An 18,260-nucleotide genomic window follows, 5' to 3' on the forward strand; every position below is an offset into this window, starting at 1 on the left:
ATATCATCCTTCCCATAAATGATATTGATAGCAGGGAAACATACTCTACAGGTTCATAAAAGAACATGGAGTCAACGTTAAATGTAAAGGTTTGTAGAAAGTTGTAGAGTTTTTGTAGAGATCCGATTGATATAATCATACCTGTTTTGAGAATGGATGTAACACAAAAATTTTTGAAAGAGGTGAGATGATTGAGAAGGTTTAAATCTAAAATAGCAATCTTATTAACTGCTATTCTATTGATTGGGACAATCATACCAGGATTAGGATTGGGGCAACAAAGCGTATTTGCTGATGAACTTGACGATATAAATTATGATCCTCTGATGGGTCATCCTGTGCAAGTTGCTCCTGACTTTCAACTCAATGCCCAGTCTGGAGAGACGTTTGCAGAAGGGTATATAAAATTTGATATTCAAGATTCCAATGGCTATGCCGATTCCGAAAGGCTATTTTTGCCTGATGGTGCAAAGGTCACTTTAGATGGAGGTTCGGTCCTAAAAGTTGAAGGTGATCAAATTTTACTAGATGGTGACCCGATTGCTTCGGTGAATAGTGAGGAGAATGGGGAAGGTAAAGCTCTTAAGGTTGATCTTTCTGCTCCATTGCCTAATGGTAACTTTGAAGAGGGATCAGTTGGAGAGGGTGTCACCGTTCCAAGTTGGACGATTAATCATCAAAGTAAAGATGATAAGGGTAATACCGTTAATCAAATTTGGTTAGGGGAGAAATTAGCGACTCATACACAAGGAAGAACTTATGAAAGTGTAGTCTCAAATGGGGATGGTACCTATACCGTAACTGGACCAGGTCATTCGTATTCTTATAAGACTAATGTGGATTATGGCAGTGGAAAAGCAACAACTGATGATCCCCAAAATGTTGAGGGATTTGAAGCCGTTTTTAATGGATGGACCACAAACAATGGAAAATATGGATACGTACAAAATGTGAATAATGATTCTGATCCTAAAAAATCCCATACTCTTGAAATAGGTTTCTTGAATGCTTCTCTTGCCAAAGGAGATTATGCTGAAAAGGATGGCAAAATTGCTTCTTCATTTGGCATCGAAGCGGTTAGCGCTCCCTTTAGTGCGAAACAAGGTGATAAATTATCCTTCGATTGGAAAGCCAATGATGGTGGTGACGATTACGAAGTCTATGGATTTTTAGTAAATGAAGACACTGGGGCATCAACTGAAATTCTTTATGGACGAGGATCAGCACAAAATTGGACAACCAATTCTGGAGAGGTTCCAGCTGATGGAAACTATCGTTTTCGTTTTGTTGCTGGCTCGTTCAATCGTACTGATGGCACAACTCATGGTGCAACTTTAAGTATTGATAATGTACGGGTCGTGAGTTCTAAAGTCGTTAAAGGTGTGGTCGATGCGATTGCTCAACTTGTACAATATGAAAATACTCAGTACAGCGGCGATCGTCCTGTGAAAATCTCTGTTGTAAATAGTGAGGGAAAACAAAGTACACTAGAAGATGATGATGTCAAAATAATGATGAGCACAAAAAGCCAAGCGGCAGATGCGCTGAAATCGTCTTTAAAGATTAGTGTCCCAACAGATAAAGCGTATATTTACGACCCCAATCAAAAAGGCATTACTGGATCAACTGAACCTGGATCCACGGTTAACGTGAGTGTAACTAGTCCGAATGGTAATAAAGTATATAATGGTCCAGCAAGTGTCGATGACAATGGAAAATGGACAATCACTCTTGACGATAGCTTATCTAAAGGCGAGTATACTATTCAGGCCACTTCCTCTAAGGGGGGAGCGACATCGGATCCAAAGCAATCCACGTTCACTTTTGTGGATAAAACAAACTTAGAAAGGTATTACAACGAAGTAAAAAACCTTAAACAAGAAGATTATCAAGATGGTTGGGTGGATGACGATACTGATTCTGATATCGAATTTGCCTCAGCATTACAAGCTGCAAAAGCCTTATTAGATGACATAACAGATTCAAGCAGCACATCCAACCCTGATCAAGTTGATGTTGACAAAGCGTTACAAGATCTTCAAAAGGCTAAAGAAAATCTTGTAAAGTTACCACCAGAGGAGCAATCCGCAACCTTTGAGCATGGCTCCAATCAAATCACTCTTGATTTTGATAAAGCGGTAAAATTTGCTGATCAAAATAATGCTGCTGAAGGTTTTACAGTTACTGTTGATGGTAAAGATTATCCAGTGCTCGATGCTACAGCTAAAGGTGATAAACTCACGCTGACAGTCGATGGTACACTTTCTGCTGAGGCGACTGAAGTAAAAGTGAATTACGATAGAAGTCAAGGGCGTTCAAATGTCTACGGTGACGAGGACAATGGGGCCGCTGTTGAGACATTTGAAAGGGTAGTGACTGATCCTTTTTATAATGCACTACAGATCCAATCTCCAAAAGGTAATACAGACGATCCAAAACCGGCAATTGAAGGTACTGTTGATACAAATGCAGACTCAGTAAAGGTGTCGATAAAAGATATCAACGGAGATAATGTGGTTAATAATGCTGATGCGATACTTGAGAATGGTCACTGGACTTTAGAACTCCCGGATCCTCTTGCACCAGGTGAATACAGCGTTGAGGCAACCGCAACACAACAAACAAATGGTCGGAGTTTGACCAAATCGCAAGCATTTACCATTGTTGATAAAAAGGCTCTTAACAAAGAATATGATGAAGTAAAAGGTTTTGATAAAGACAACTATCGTGCGGGTTGGGTTGATTTTAAACAAGCCCGGGATCATGCAAGTGAAGTTTTAGCTGATCCAACCGCCTCTCAAGATGAGGTCGATCAAGCATTAATCAATTTACACAAAACAAGAGAAGCACTTGAGAAATACCCACCGCAGGAAACTGATCCAGCTACTTATGAACATGGAGCAAAGGCAATTACCATTGATTTTGACAAAAAAGTAGAATTAATAGCAGGAAATCCTTCTCAAGGTTTCACAGTGATAGTGGATGGAGAATCCTATAAAGTAACTGATGCTAATGCCCATGGTGATAAAGTCACGTTAACAGTGGACCAACCGCTAGATAGTGACGCAAAAAAAGTAGTTGTAGAGTATACATCAGATTCAACTCAACCCAACCTATTGGGTGATGAAGAAAATGGGACTTCAGTTCAGCACTTTAGCATCACTGCAACAGACGCATTTGGTGCAGGGTTACAAATTAAATCAACTAAGGGAAATACGGATAATCAAACACCAACCTTTACGGGGGCAGCTCATACAGACGCTGATAGAGTAACCCTTACTTTCTATGATTCCCATGGTAATGTAATAGAAGACCTTCAAAATGTAGAAGCCAAGTTAAATACCGACGATACTTGGTCATATAAAGTTCCTGAAGGAAGTAAACTTAGAAATGGAAAATATACATTTACTGTTACAGCAGTGAATAATGATTCAGGTAGAAGGGTCACCAAATCAGCTTCTTTTACAATTGTAGACAAGACCGCACTAAACAAAGAATATGAAGATGTAAAGGATTTTGATAAAGATGACTACCGTTCGGGTTGGGATGGTTTTAAAGAAGCGCAGAATCATGCAACGGAGGTTTTAGCAGATCCTACGTCTTCTCAAGATGAGGTTGATCAGGCGTTAACGGAACTTAAGGCAAAGAGAGAAGCGCTAGAAAAGTATCCACCAGTAGAGACAAGCCCTGCTACTTATGAACATGGTCAAAACAAAGTTACGATAGACTTTGATAAGAACGTGATATTGACTGCAGAACATCCAACAGAAGGATTTACAGTTAAGGTAGACGGCAAAAAGTATAAGGTAACAGAGGCCATTGCTGATGGGGATAAAGTCAAATTAACGGTTGATCGCCCATTAGATAGTGACGCCAAAAAGGTTGTCATAGAGTATGCACCAGATTCCAATCATCCTAACCTATTTGGTGATGAAGAAAATGGTACCGTTGATGAGCCCTTTAAAATCACAGCAACGGATGAATTTGGTAAAGGGTTGCAAATCAATGGAACTAAAGGGAACACAGATAACCGGACGCCACCGTTTACGGGTAAAGTACACAAAGATGCAGACAGTGTGACGGTCACAATCGTTGATGTTAAGGGTCAGAAATATGTGACCGATGCAGATGCTGTAATAAAAGGAGAAAACTGGTCATTTGAAGATTGGGATGGTTTTGATGCACTTGAACCAGGCCATTACACAGTTCAAGTGACAGCCAAAGATGACAAAACTGGAAGAATGGTCACAAAATCAGTTGAATTTACTGTTGTAGATAAAGCTGCACTTCAAAAGGAAACTGAGGAAGTGAGTGAGTTTAAAAAAGAAGACTATCGCACGGGTTGGGATGATTTTGTCGTAGCACGAGATCATGCTACGGATGTCTTGGCTGATCCTAATGCTTCTCAGGCTGAGGTTAATGAGTCATTAACCGAGCTTAAAGAAAAAAGAGAAGCCCTCGAAAAAGTTGAGCCAAAAGCTATAAAGGCAACCTTTGACCATGGTCATGATGAAATTACGGTTTCCTTTGACAAAGCTGTTAAATTTACCGGTAAGGCACTAGATGCGAAATCTGGTTTCACAGTAACAGTGAATGGTAAAGAAGTAAAAGTTATTAATGCTGAGTTAGTTAATATAAAAAATGAAAAGAAAACTAATAAAATCAAATTGACTTTGGAAAAAGGAACAGAGCTTTCGAGCGACACGGATGTTCAAGTGATCTATGACAAAGAAAAAGGTCAGTCAAATATCGTAGGCGATGAAGAAAATAGCACACCTGTGGAAGATTTCAATCTTCATGCTGGCGATCCATTTGGACATGCACTACAAATTGATCAACCTAATGGTATCACTAATGATATCACTCCTGACATTAAGGGAACAGTAGATAAGGATGCGGAAAGTGCAATAATGACGATCACTGGCCCGAATGGTAAAAAAGTTATTGTCAATAAAGAGGAATTAACCATTAATCCTGATGGAACTTGGACGTACACTATCGAAGACACACTTGTTTCGGGTGAATACCAAGTTGAAGTGACCACGTTCAAATCGGGTCATCAAAGTGTCACAAAATATCACAACTTTATAGTTGTTGATAAAGAGGCTCTTTATAGTTTAAAAGAAGGGATTAAGAGTAAAGCCCTAAATGAAAATGATTACACAAATAATTCCTGGAAAAACTTTGAAGATGCTTATAGTAATGCTAAAGCTGTTTTTGATGATCCAAAAGCGACACAAGCTGAAGTTGATCAAGCTGTTGAGGCTCTTTCCAAAGCTTATGATGCTCTTGTTGATACAAAAGCCTTGGCTGATGAAGTGAAAAAATCTGATAAACTTGTTTCATCCAATTATTCCAAAGCGAGTTGGTATGACTACCAAAAAGCACTTAAGAATGCACAAAAGCTCCTAAATAACCCAGCTGCTACGCAAGAGGCGATTAATAAGGCTAAAGCATTATTAGAAACGGCGAGACAGGCTTTAGCTGTTGATAAAGCACAGCTTAAGGAAGAAGAAATACTCCAAAGTCATTTGTCAGCCAAAGACTATACAAAAGCAAGTTGGAAGGCTTACCAAAAGGCGTTAGAGCATGCAAAAGCCGTCATAGCAGATCCTCAGGCTACACAGATGGAAGTTGATGCTGCTCTTAAATCCTTACAAAAGGCTGAAAGTGCATTAAAAAAGAGCGATCAGAGGAATGATTTACCTGAGACAGCTAGCAATACTTATAATTGGCTGCTACTGAGTGCCGTTTTCCTGATCATCGGTTTTACGCTTATTGTTAGTAGGCGGAAGAGACAGACAAAGAATTAAAGTATAGGAAAGAAAAATTTATAAACTAGGTAAGTCATAACAGCCTGTAGAGAGGCGCGTGCTTCTATTCTACAGGCTGCTTTTTTATGAGAGATTTTCAGCAAAGAAGGAAGAAAAATGTCGAATGTCGAAAGTAAACTATTATGACGATTAAAAAAATGAGTTTCATTATTATACTTTTTCTTATGTTCATCACAGGGCTTCGGCTAACATGGCTCAATGTGCAAAAGCAGGATGCTCTTCCCGAAATTGTTGACGGAACACTCAATTTAAAAGAGTTTCAAGTTTCGGATCACCATACTATTCCTCTAAATGGAGAATGGGCCTTTTTCCCTAACCAATTCATTCATAACGATAAGGAACATACAAATAGCAAAGGGCTAAAAAAAATGTTTTTAAAGGTTCCTGGGGATTGGAATAATGCCTTCAAAAAAAGGAATAGTAATTTTAAATATGGAACTTATAGACTCACAATCTTGTTAGGGAAGAATAAAGATCAAACCTTTAAATTAAGAATAATTAATATCAATCGAGCATCAACACTTTATGTTAATGGAAGACCTATCAAAGGGGCAGGAAATCCCTCTACTCAGTCCAAAACTTATCAAGCACGTAATTTACCCTATACTGTAACAATACCGTCTGGTCACGACAAAATGACCATTGATATTCAAGTCTCAAATCAGACAGGGGAGGGTGGCATTACCGAGCCCATAAGGCTTGGAACTCCAAAAGCAATTAATTATTGGGGTACTCTTTCTACGAGTATGCAGGTGGCGCTGTGTATCATCTTTTTCATCCATGGGTTGTACGCCATTATGCTCTATTGCTTTGGGATAAGAAATAAAGGGCTTATCTACTTTTCTTTATTAATTTTTTCCGCGGTTCTAAGTGTTTTGGTCGAGGATGATAAACTCCTATTTGTATGGTTGCCGATGTCTTATCCGCTTTCCATGAGGATAACTTTTTTATCATATATAAGTGTGGTTGCCTTTATACCGTTAATACTTAAACAATTATATCCTGATTTTAAAGATCAGAAATTGATACACTGGTTTTCGGTCTATTGTTTGGCTGAAGTTTTATTTATTTTATTTGCACCGGTGCAAATGATTCTTTTAATAAAGAAAGAATTACTATTAGTTCTTTGGTTTTCTATCTTTATCTCGGTCTATATTCTGAAAAAGGCATCCATTAAAAGGGATGATAGTATTTTTCTTATTTTGGGTGTCAGCAGTATTGGTGTTAATATTTTTTGGTCAATATGGAAGTTTAATGCCTATTCTTATGAATCCGTCTATTACCCTTTTGATTTAATGATTGCTGTATTTTGTTTTGCGGGGTTCTGGTTTAAACGTTATGTAAGAACTAACAATCAGACGAAACGGATTGCTGAAAGGCTTCAAAAGGTTAATCAACAAAAAGATGACTTCTTGGTAAATACTTCACATGAACTTAGAAATCCTCTGCATGGGATCATGAATATCACTCAAAATGTGTTAGAAAATAAAAACGGTGAACTATCTAAGGAGTATACAGAGAAATTAAAAGTACAACTGACCGTAGCAAAACGCATGGCATTACTATTGGATGATTTAATAGATGTGACCAGGCTTCAGGAAAAGACCATACAATTACACATTAAAAACGTGAAGGTACAGTCTATTGTTGGGAGTATTTTTGAGATGCTTCAGTACATGTTAGAGGGAAAGCCTATTACTCTAAGCATTAATATTCCTGAGGATTTTCCAGCCGTTAAAGCAGATGAAAAAAGGCTCATTCAAATTATGTTTAACTTACTTCACAATGCCGTAAAATTTACCGATGAAGGCGAAATATCCGTCAGTGCTGAAGTAATAAATGAGACGGCACACATTCATATTATGGATACTGGAATAGGTATGGATTCAGAGATGCAAAGTAAAATCTTTTTACCGTATGAACAAGCTGATTCTAATCGAACGAAAGTGGTCGGAGGATTCGGTCTTGGTTTAAGTATTTGTAAACAATACGTTGAGCTTCATGGTGGGACATTAAACGTCAAGTCCACTCCAGGTGAGGGATCTCTTTTCACCTTTACACTTTCCTTATCTGAGGATGCTGAACAGGAAACGGAAAATTATGACCTTAAAAAGTCAGCCAAAAAAAGTGTTGCTGTATCAAAAGAGCTTGAAATGGCTCCAGCGCAGATCACCAGTACATTTGAGAAAAAACCTAGCTTGCTGGTAGTGGATGACGATCCCTTGAATCAGCAAGTGCTAATTAATGTCTTTGACCCAAAATATTATGAGATTTTAGCAGTTTCCAGTGCTAATCAAGCTATAGATAGGATAGATTCTAAACATTTTGATCTTGTGATTTCTGATGTTATGATGCCTAATATTTCAGGATATGAATTAACCCGAAAGATTAGAGAACGTTTTTCCATCTCGGAGTTGCCAATTCTGCTTTTAACGGCCAGAAATCGGTTAGAGGATATTGGTGTTGGCTTTCAGGCAGGTGCCAATGATTATGTTGCTAAACCCGTTGACTCTTGGGAGCTTAAAGCTCGGGTCAATGCCTTGATTCAATTAAAGCAGTCTATTGAGGAGCACCAACGAATTGAGGCTGCGTGGCTTCAAGCCCAGATAAAGCCGCATTTTCTCTACAATACAATGAATTCAATTGCTGCATTGGGAACCATGGATATAGAGAAAATGCAAAGGTTGATTGAAGAATTTAGTCATTATCTTAGGATGAGTTATGACTTTCATAACTCTGATAGAATGGTACCAATAGATCGAGAGCTTGCCCTTGTACGCTCTTATCTTTTTATCGAGAAGGAGCGATTCGGTGAGAGAATTAATGTTGAATGGAATGTAGACCCTAATTTGCATTTCCTTCTCCCACCACTAATTATCCAGCCGCTTGTTGAAAATGCTGTAAAACATGGCGTTTTAAAAACCACTCAGGGTGGAACGATAAACATTTGTATAGAAAATGGTCTAAAGGAAATTAAGATTTCTATTAAGGATAGTGGGGTCGGAATGACTAGAGAGGTCTTACAAAGGATACAAGAAAAATCCTTTAATAAGGATGGTGGAATTGGACTCCAAAACACAAATCGTCGTTTGAAACAATTTTATGGAAAAGGATTGGAAGTTAGAAGTATCCCTAACCAAGGTACAACGGTTTCTTTTTGTATACCAAATAAGGAATGAGATGGATGACTCATTCCTTATTTTTATTTTTCCAAATAGCATACCATTCAGATATATAAGGACTAGGCGTGATGTCCAGTTCCTCAAGTAACGCGTTATTTAGTATGCTATATTGCTGATCGACGGCCGGTGGATAGTTTAATTTTGCGTATAATTTCATAAGTGAGAAATGGGCCTCCTCTGCTTGGGGGTGGCGCTTGGTGATTTGGAGATAGGTTTCAATTGCCTTATTTTCCTGACCTTTTACGGTGTACCATTTGGCAATTTGAAGTGCTTTATTTAACCATAACGTTTTTAAACGGTAGCGCTCGCTTTCTGCCCAAAAGAACTCAAAATCCTGTAAATAATCCCCTGCATACATCCTCACAACTTTTTCATAAAACTCTATTGTTTCTTCTGTTAAAGGAGGCAAGGATTGAAGTTTTTTTTCCCACTTTTCTATATCCAGTTCGACGTTTTGAGTATGAAGTATGTAACCACTAGTCATATTTTTAATTTGGAAGTATTGACTATAGGGTTCTAGAGTTTTTCTAATATGGTAAATCGTTGTATACAGTTGGGAAGTGGCCTTATTAATCTCAAAATCTGGCCAAAGCATATCGATTACTAAATGCTTCTGTACCAATAGCCCTCGATTGTGAAGCAAGTATAGGAATAGTTCTTGGGCCTTCGTCGTCCGCCATCGTGGGGTCAGTTGTCTTTCTTCGCTTTCCATTGAAAAGTGTTTAAACAAATTTAGCCGAAGAATTTTTGGTGCACTTGCAATTGGAGGAATCTCGAGACGATCCTTTATTCGATTTATCGTCTTTAATAACCTCTTCATTTGAACGGGTTTCATAATATAGTCTAAAGCATTCAGTTCAAAGGCCTCTAGGGCATAATCATCAAATGCTGTGATAAAAACAATATTTATTTGGGGCTTAGTTTGCAAAATTTTATCAGCTAACTCAATGCCGTTGATTTCAGGTAAATGAATATCCATGAAGGCTATATCAACGTTTTCGTTAAGGATAAATGTCTCGAAATCATGTGGATTAGTAAACTTAGCTATAATTTCAAGGTTCTCTATTTTATTGAGTTGATGTTCTAAATAACTTAATGCGAGTGGTTCATCATCTAATAGAGTAATTTTCATTTTTTTCCCCTTATACACTAACAATCTAAAGTTAAGTTTAAACCAATAGTCTCTACAGATACTATACAACAAAAGATAGAATAGGAGCACTTTTCTTATTCTTTTATTTTATGAGGGGTCAATAAATGATGGCGTGAAAAATTAAATTCAGGGCTTCCTTGTTACCTTACTACTACTAATGTAAACGTAATTGACATGTAATATTTTAATGAGTAAAAGATAAAACTAAAGTGAATAAATTCGGAGAGTAGATAGGCAGTGAAAAATAGAGAGAGGTGCAACCCATTATGGCATCTAGGCGGCATAAAGTATTCAATCTTTCACTTATCATGATTCCGTGGTTATCATTGTTGTTTATAGGAAAGCGGAGTATTAAACGTTATTCTCTAGCCGGTATTTTTATTGTGATTTTTGAGATCTTAAATCACATGTATGGGCACAAGCGGAAGTGGTGGAAGTTTTACGATAAGCGAAAATCCTTTTTAAAGGATGAGCTTCCTTTCAGTGTTGGCCCCTATATGCCTCTTTCTATGTGGTTACTAAAATTTTCGTACGGAAACTTTAAGAAGTTTATATTCCTCAATGCCATCTCTGATGGCCTCTTTGCTTTTTTGTTCATTGATATTTTTAAAAAGCTTAAGATCGTCGGTTTAAATCGGTTAAATCATCTTCAGTTTTTCATCTATTTACATTATAAAGCCTATTTATTATATGGTGTGCAGTTCTTATTTGAGAAAATAAGAAGGGCAGAGAAAATAAAAAAAGTCAATGAACGTGATGAGCTCGCTTGACTTGACCTGTAGGTTTCAAGGTATTACTTGCGAAATGGGGAGTGAACAAAAGAGCCTCCCCTCCTGCCAAAAGAGTACCCCGACTAACGAAGAATGACGTGACTTCCAGAACGTTCACAAAAGGAACAGCTCCACTCCCGAAGGACTCTAGTCTGGGCATCAGTGAGTCAGCGGCGCTGAGGAACACACCAGTATAAATGTTCCGAATCTCGCGTCTTCCGCTCCAATCCATTTGATGCTGAAGCTACCCTTTGGTAAAAAGCATTTTTATGCTCGACTGGAGAGGAGCAGGTCTCTTTTGCACTTTTTTTCTTATAACGTCAGAATTTATTACTTAACTTAGCGGAAGACCTTATAAGTGCAACTTAGGCTTATCGCATTAAGGCTTGGCGACAAGCCAAGTTTTCTTATATTTGTGACCGGTTTTGAGTATAGGTCTTTGGTGGCTTTTGATCTAAACCGTAATGGGCAAAAGTTGTATCAAGCTTGGGAAAACGTTCCTCTACTAGTGCCAAGGTCTCTGTCAGTACACTATGAAGATGGACGGCTGCATCAATCGGTGGTTCTCGGAACATTTGTTTTAACCTTGCCTCAAGCTGCTCCGGAACAAGCGGCAGATCGGCGAGTCTTTTGTAGAGCCACTTGTAAGTAGGAAAGTAGGATCTATTTAGCGCAAGTAAAATCAAAAATAGACTCGACTGAATAGCGCTGAGCATCGCGTAAATCGCTGTCGAATTCTCACGGCGGACGGCAAAATATAATTGGCGCAGATGGAAATGCGGCAAGTAGTGTTCTAAAAAACTGATGGAGAGTGTCTCGGGATACTGCTCAACACGCGCTTTCCAGGAGTCAATGTTCTCCTTTCCATGCAAAGGAATTCCGAACCGTAGGGTGTCTAATATATTACTCTTATCTAAGTTAATGCTGTATTCGTCCAATACTTCCTTCAGCGTTGCCTCTTCTTGGGAGAGGGTCTTGTGCCACAAGTCCACAGGGAAACCATGAATAAGCAGGGCGCTTTCGTGACCGTGATCGAATGTAGGATAGCGATATTCAGCCTCCAAAGCAGTGATAATAGTACGTTTGATTTCAGGATCTGGGGCATCCTTCCAGTACAAAATAAGTTCGAGATCTGAATAGTCATCAGCATAGCCGCGGGCAACAGAACCGCCAACCAGTACGGCTTGAACGCCAGAAAAGCGACATAATTTAGTGTTAAGGTGTCGAGCAAAATCCAGTCGCCATTGTGATGGGGTAATCATAAAAAATAGGCCTCCTTAGTAAAATGATAACACTATTGAAAATTGCTCTTGGGTTGGGGTTTGCCGTTCTTCTTTCTTTTCCGAAAACCTTATCCCTGCGCCTTCTGTTCATTATGTTATAGTAACTGTAGGAATGAAACCATAGGTGAAAATGCGCTGGGACTATGGATTATTGCTTATGGAGGGGACGGAATGGATGAAGATTTAATCATTAATTACCCGCGTTATGTAGAGGGGAAAAGGCTTCAACTTTCACATGGTCAGACATACAACGAAGAGATAAAGCGGAATGAACATGTCACAGGATTGGTATTGATTACTGAAGGCAGAGGACACTTTATCGTGGAGGAGGAGACACATACGGCAGTGTCCGGTATGCTTTTAGTGTGTCAACAAGGTGTTTCTTATCAAGTCATTAGTGACGGGAAGCAGGCTTTTAAAGCGTTATATATCGGTTTATCTTCCTTGCATTTGAAAGGCTTACCTAAAAATCATCTTATAGAACAAGAGAGGGCGCCTATTTTGCCATTAGGAAAGGTGGAGACGGGTGATTATAGGCAAATCATGGAGAGCATGATCCTTGAATCCCAGAACGGCTTACCTGAATCTGGTGTCATTGTGAATGGGTGGTTGTCTGTGCTCATCGGCCGACTTGTTCAGCGATGGCATCATCGGAAATGGACAACCCCGAAGCATCATTCTTCATCGACAGAGGCCATATTGGCAGTCAAAAGACTTATTGAGGAACGTTATCAGGAAGAATGGACATTGGAGAAGCTTGCTAATGAAGTCCACTTGAGTTCGTATCATTTGTGTCGTCAATTTAAGCGGAAAATCGGGATGCCACCGGGACAATATATTATCCACTGCCGTATAGAAGCGGCAAAGCAGTACCTTACTTTTACGAATGAGACAATGGAACACATTGCAGATAAAATCGGTTATAGAAGTGAGACACATTTTCACCAAGTCTTTAAAAAGAACACCGGCATAACACCGGGACATTATCGAGTCATAAAGAGAGAGAACGATAAATCGAACCACTCGCTGAGAATCGACTAATTGTAACTCTTTCGATAGGAATAAAGGAAAAACACTATTGGTAGAGAATAAATAGTGTGAAGTCAAACGAAGGAGTGGTGAATCGATGAGTTCTCATTTTAGTGAGGTTCTGGATGTCTTAGAGAATTACAAATCGGCTGTTCAAGAGCTAGATGTTAAGACATTTCTCTCTACATATGCTACGGATATCCATATTTATGATTGTTGGGAGAACTGGGAGTGCAGAGGTATTTCTGAATGGGAGGAGGCGGTAACTGAATGGTTTAAAGGGGTAACAGATGAGGGCGTTTTACTCAAAGTGAGTTTTGATGATGTTGTTGTTACAGAAGAGGCCAACCTTGCCTTTGTTCATTGTGATGTGACCTACGCTGCTCATGATCAATCAGGGAAAAAGCTCCGTCAGATCACTAATAGATTTACTTTTGGTTTAAAAAAGGAAAAGGAATCCTGGGCTATTGTTCATGAGCATTCATCGTTACCTATCAGTGCCGAAAACGGGAAAGGTATTTTTAATAAAGAGTAGGAGGAAAGGTTGGAAAAGGAGGCTAAACTTTTTAAATTCAAGCTTCGCTGTTGTTGAACGTTGTTTCTATTTTTGGTAGTTAACTTGATGTATTGACCATTATTTTTCTTTTCGAATGGGGCCATGCCGCATTTTTTTCAATTCTTTAATCAACCGTTCATTGGTTTTCTTTAAAATTTTGGACTGATTAGACAATCCCGTATCGGCCAGTTTAAGGTTTGCTACTCGATAGCGTTTCACACCGTCCACCTCACTGAGAATAGAGTATGTTGTTGCCAATATTATATTCACAAACAAAAAGAAGTGCTCTCAATGAACACTTCTTTACTGCTATTATTTAAAGATGTGGAGTCTTCGTTTTGTCAAAGCAACTAAAGTATTGTTTTGTTCCTTTAATATTCGGTTGCTGTTACTCAAGCCGACTTGGGCAAGCGGGAGACCGGCCTTCCTTCGCGGCTTTTTTGTCATCTGAGTTTTGGCTGACACTATTCTCCACCACCTTCATTATCTTTACTCTTTACGATAAGAGAATAAACGACAAGGAAAATATTGATCACCTGAGCATCTACATCTGTGACTTTAATTTGATCTAATCCTGTTACCCTTGCGACGTACTCTTTCTCATATAATCTTACAGGGTGTAACATGAGCTTGTCTTTAGAATCATAGAAGGTTCTTCTAAGCTGCAATAATCGTTGGACTTTTTTCTCAGGAGTACCTTCTAAAGCTTGGCTTTGTTCTTCATCAGTCGTATAAGGAAGTAAATCAATCACTAATGATTCCTCGGCCGCATATTGATTGAGGAAATCCTCGAAATCCTGAACGTACTCTTCTTCACTCTCATTATACTCTGGGAAGGCAAAAGAGTTCAATACATTCGACATCATTTCCATTTTCCGCTTCGTCTCATCCAAAGATTCCTGAGTAAGACTGACCGCTTGTTCCGTACGATCTAACTGTTGTCCTCCAATTTTACTAAAATAGAGATTTAAAAACACCATGGAATCAACAATAATAAAAGCAATAAAAATAGTGAGGAATTCTTCCCAGTGACTAAATACGCTTTGTGGTTCGGCTGATATGTAGATTAAACATCCCAAAATGAAAAGGAGATACCAAGTCTTTCTGAGGGTTGAATTATGGTTCTTAATCCAGTTTGGCCGTATCCATGAAAAGAGAATATACAGTGCCAGTAAAATAAAAACTAACCACATTGCTATAATGAAAAAAGTCTCCAAATGCTTCTCCTCCTGAATTCCACCTTTATCGTTTTTCCGACAGAAGACTCCCACTTCAAGCCACTCATAAGAGTGCTAAGTGGTGGGTAGTTCAATGGGATAGCGAGAGAACCATCAACGATTAAAACTCATTTATTAGCATCTATTATTTGTATATTCATATTATAATAAATTTTTGTTATAAATAATATGGTAGATTTGTAGGAAAGAAGCATGGCATAAAAAAGAAGGGGACACCTACCAATGAGGGGCGTCTCCTTCTGCTTTTAACCATTTTTCCCAGTTGGGGTCGTCTATTTTGAGGAAGCTAAGGGATATCCCCTTCATATCTAAAGATGTTAATTGGGTGCCGACCTTTACAAAGGTCACGTTGATATTTTCAAGTGCACAAAGGCGCCGGATATCATTAGCAAAAATGTATTGCTCCATAAGGGGAGTGGCCCCTAGCCCGTTAATCATGAGAGCAAAGGCATCGCCTTCTTCCCAACGATAAAGACTCTTAAGCTTATTCACCAATTCAATGGCGAGCTGTTCGGATGAAAAGAAGGCCTCTTTGCGGTAGCCTTTTTCACCATGAATGCCTATGCCATAATAAACTTCGTTGTCTTCTAACGTGAAAGGGACTCCTGATTGCGTCGGATTCATGGCGGGTGTAAGAGCCACTCCTAAAGTATGGAGGTTGCTGACAACAGCTTCTCCGATCGCTTTCAAATTTTGTAAGGAATAACCTTCACGGGCGGCCGCACCTACAATTTTATGGACAAAAACAGTCCCAGCGACGCCTCTTTTTCTTTTATTATAGGAGGCATCATCCTCAATGGAGACGTCATCATTGACGATGACATGATCGACCTGTCTGCCTTCGGTTTTGGCACGGGCTTCTGCAGCTAAGAAATTTTCAACGTCGGCTTGAAAGTTCTTAATGATTAAAAGAATCCCTTTGTCCTTATTGACTAATCGAATGGCGGCTAAGACTTGTTCGGGAGTAGGGGGAACGAAGATTTGACCATTAACAGCGAGGGATAACATACCCTCACCGACGTAACCAAAACTATCAGGTTCATGTCCACTGCCACCACCGCTAATAATGGCGACATCTTGATTAGCGTTTGCAAGATCCTTTTGATAAATGATGTGGTGCTGGGCGTCGTAGGCAACGCGATGCTTATGTTCGAAGTAAAACCCTTGTAACATATCTTGAACAATAGTGTCAACGTCATTGAGTATTTTCTTCATCGTCCTTTTACCCCCTTAGAGATGAACTGTCTGAAGTTTGCTGGAGTAGGAGTACTACTTGGTTATTAATCATGTGTTTCATAAGTAAGGCCATATCTGATGGAGGGACTACACAATAATTTTCGATCCATTCTTTAACGGTGCCAACAAAGCCGTGGCTATAAAACGAGGCTAGGGTTTGTTTGATTACACCCGTCATCACGAGATGAGACTCACTTAATAGTTCATCGATAATCTTAATATATAGGTTTTTAGTATGTTCGAAGAGATAGTCTTGAAAGGAATTCTGTTCTGTCACTTTAAAGGTATTGCGGTAAAAGCGCTGATTTTTATGAAAGTAGTAAAAGAGTGAGTCAAAAATAATCTCCCACTTTTCATAATCAAGAAAGTCAGTAATATTTTCCTTTGTTTCCTCCTTATATATCCAGCTTAATAATTCATATTTGTCTTGGAAATGATAGTAGAAGGTTTGCCTGCGCATCTGACAAGCGGACATGATATCACTGACTGAAATCTTGTGAAACGATTCTTTCTCCATTAATTTTTTTAAAGCATTAGCAATGGTTTTCTTTGTAATCATCGAAGCGGACATCTGAATCATCCCTGTTGCATTAGTCATGTTTAATCATAGCAAAAGCACCTTTGTAAATGAAGCCCTTCCTTTTTGGACAGATAGGACATTTTGTCCGTTTACTCTAAAACGCTTTCATACTAACATTGGAAGTAACATGATGAGGGAGGAAGCATTAATGAAGAAAATTATAAATCATCCTGAAAGCGTTGTTATGGAGATGTGTCATGGCATTGTCTTGGCCCATCCTGAACTTGAACTCTTAGAAAAATATAAAGTGATTAAGAAAAAAGAGATGAATGAAAATAAGGTGACGCTCATTAGTGGGGGTGGAAGCGGCCATGAACCGGCGCATGCAGGATTTATCGGCAAAGGAATGCTTGATGCCGCCGTTTGTGGAGATATGTTTGCTTCACCTTCTCAAATACAGGTCTATCAGGCCATAAAAGAAACCGCTAGCAAGAATGGCACTCTTTTGATTATAAAAAATTACAGCGGCGACATTATGAATTTTAAAAACGGGGCGTATCTCGCTTCAGAAGATGGCATTGAGGTCGATTATGTGAAGGTGGATGACGATATTGCCGTAGAAGATAGTCTGTATACCGTTGGTCGCCGTGGGGTGGCAGGCGTTGTACTTGTCCATAAAATTGCCGGGGCTGCGGCCGAAGAAGGCAGGGATTTAGCAGAAGTTAAAGCGGTTGCCGAAAAGGCTGTGAAAAATGTCCGTAGTATCGGTGCTGCGCTTACCTCTTGTACACTTCCTGCAAGTGGTTCACCGACCTTTGAATTAGGTGAGGATGAGATGGAATACGGTGTTGGTATTCACGGTGAGCCCGGCATTAAGCGTGAAAAAATTGTAAGTGCTGATGAGCTGGCTTTACGGATGGTCAATGACCTTCTGAGGGACTTAGAAAAAGACGGTCAGCCACTTAAAGGGGTTGCTCTCTTAGTCAATGGTTTTGGAGGCACACCTTTACAGGAGCTTTACCTCTTCAATCGTGCCGTCACTCGGGAACTATCTAAAAGAAAGATACAGATCAATCGTGCTTTTGTTGGGAATTACATGACAAGTATTGATATGGCAGGGGTTTCTTTATCCATAATGAGACTAGATGATGAATTAAAAACGCTGCTTTCTAATCCATCAGCTACACCTGCCTTTAAAGTAGAGGGTCCGGTGAAACCCGTAAACTATGTCGAAAGTCAGAAGGATGAGAAAGAAGGTTCTGTCTCCTTTGAAACGGAAACACTAGAAGCGCATGCATTTGTTAAAGATAACGTCATTACAAAAGACAACATGATCTATCTTATCGATAAGATGAGCGAAGTCATTATCAAGAATGAATTGCCTTTTTGTAAGTTACTCAAACTTCGCACCTAAATAAGTTGGGAAAAGTCTAGAGTCTCTTTAATTCAATATTGTTTC

The 18,260-nt window shown here is 39.1% G+C and carries 11 protein-coding genes and 1 pseudogene; 6 read left to right on the forward strand and 6 right to left on the reverse strand.

Annotated features, from left to right (window positions below; translation table 11 throughout):
* The first annotated feature begins 191 nt into the window (after positions 1–191).
* Positions 192–5,813: an Ig-like domain-containing protein gene (locus IEV91_RS19250; RefSeq protein WP_188499056.1), complete on the forward strand. Its 5,622-nt coding sequence runs from the start codon at positions 192–194 to the stop codon at positions 5,811–5,813.
* 158 nt (positions 5,814–5,971) lie between these two features.
* Positions 5,972–9,013: an ATP-binding protein gene (locus tag IEV91_RS19255; RefSeq protein ID WP_188499057.1), complete on the forward strand. Its 3,042-nt coding sequence runs from the start codon at positions 5,972–5,974 to the stop codon at positions 9,011–9,013.
* A gap of 10 nt (positions 9,014–9,023) precedes the next feature.
* Here IEV91_RS19255 and IEV91_RS19260 read toward each other — a convergent pair whose 3' ends face one another.
* Positions 9,024–10,148, reverse strand: coding sequence for a response regulator (locus IEV91_RS19260; RefSeq protein ID WP_188499058.1), 1,125 nt, complete (start codon positions 10,146–10,148; stop codon positions 9,024–9,026).
* A 287-nt stretch (positions 10,149–10,435) separates the two neighbouring features.
* Here IEV91_RS19260 and IEV91_RS19265 point away from each other — a divergent pair, with 287 nt between their 5' ends.
* A complete protein-coding gene (locus IEV91_RS19265; RefSeq protein ID WP_188499059.1) occupies positions 10,436–10,939 on the forward strand; it encodes a hypothetical protein in 504 nt (167 codons plus the stop codon).
* 407 nt (positions 10,940–11,346) lie between these two features.
* On the opposite strand, the gene IEV91_RS19270 is transcribed toward IEV91_RS19265, so the two are convergent.
* Entirely contained in the window at positions 11,347–12,201 is an 855-nt protein-coding gene (locus tag IEV91_RS19270; RefSeq protein WP_188499060.1) for a nucleotidyltransferase domain-containing protein, read from the reverse strand.
* 192 nt (positions 12,202–12,393) lie between these two features.
* On the opposite strand from IEV91_RS19270, the gene IEV91_RS19275 reads away from it, so the two are divergent.
* Together IEV91_RS19275 and IEV91_RS19280 are read left to right on the forward strand one after the other, a co-directional pair.
* Positions 12,394–13,263: a helix-turn-helix domain-containing protein gene (locus tag IEV91_RS19275; protein ID WP_188499061.1), complete on the forward strand. Its 870-nt coding sequence runs from the start codon at positions 12,394–12,396 to the stop codon at positions 13,261–13,263.
* Between the two features lie 85 nt (positions 13,264–13,348).
* Complete coding sequence (locus IEV91_RS19280; protein WP_188499062.1) at positions 13,349–13,786, forward strand: YybH family protein; 438 nt, start codon at positions 13,349–13,351, stop codon at positions 13,784–13,786.
* Positions 13,787–13,885: 99 nt separating this feature from the next.
* Here IEV91_RS19280 and IEV91_RS19285 read toward each other — a convergent pair whose 3' ends face one another.
* From IEV91_RS19285 to dhaS, 4 genes are all read right to left on the reverse strand, one after another.
* The gene (locus IEV91_RS19285; RefSeq protein WP_188499063.1) at positions 13,886–14,026 is read right to left on the reverse strand and encodes a hypothetical protein; all 141 of its coding nucleotides are present in this window, start codon (positions 14,024–14,026) and stop codon (positions 13,886–13,888) included.
* Positions 14,027–14,271: 245 nt separating this feature from the next.
* Positions 14,272–15,024: a type II toxin-antitoxin system SpoIISA family toxin gene (locus tag IEV91_RS19290; protein WP_188499064.1), complete on the reverse strand. Its 753-nt coding sequence runs from the start codon at positions 15,022–15,024 to the stop codon at positions 14,272–14,274.
* Positions 15,025–15,261: 237 nt separating this feature from the next.
* Positions 15,262–16,260, reverse strand: coding sequence for a DhaKLM operon coactivator DhaQ (gene dhaQ, locus IEV91_RS19295; RefSeq protein ID WP_188499065.1), 999 nt, complete (start codon positions 16,258–16,260; stop codon positions 15,262–15,264).
* 7 nt (positions 16,261–16,267) lie between these two features.
* A complete protein-coding gene (gene dhaS / locus IEV91_RS19300; protein WP_188499066.1) occupies positions 16,268–16,852 on the reverse strand; it encodes a dihydroxyacetone kinase transcriptional activator DhaS in 585 nt (194 codons plus the stop codon).
* A 157-nt stretch (positions 16,853–17,009) separates the two neighbouring features.
* Between dhaS and dhaK the strand changes: the two are divergent.
* Positions 17,010–18,197 (forward strand): annotated as a pseudogene (gene dhaK, locus IEV91_RS19305) (dihydroxyacetone kinase subunit DhaK); the annotation flags it as partial.
* Positions 18,198–18,260 lie beyond the last annotated feature (63 nt).

The organism is Pullulanibacillus pueri, assembly GCF_014639255.1.
In the GTDB taxonomy this organism is placed as follows: domain Bacteria; phylum Bacillota; class Bacilli; order Bacillales; family Sporolactobacillaceae; genus Pullulanibacillus; species Pullulanibacillus pueri.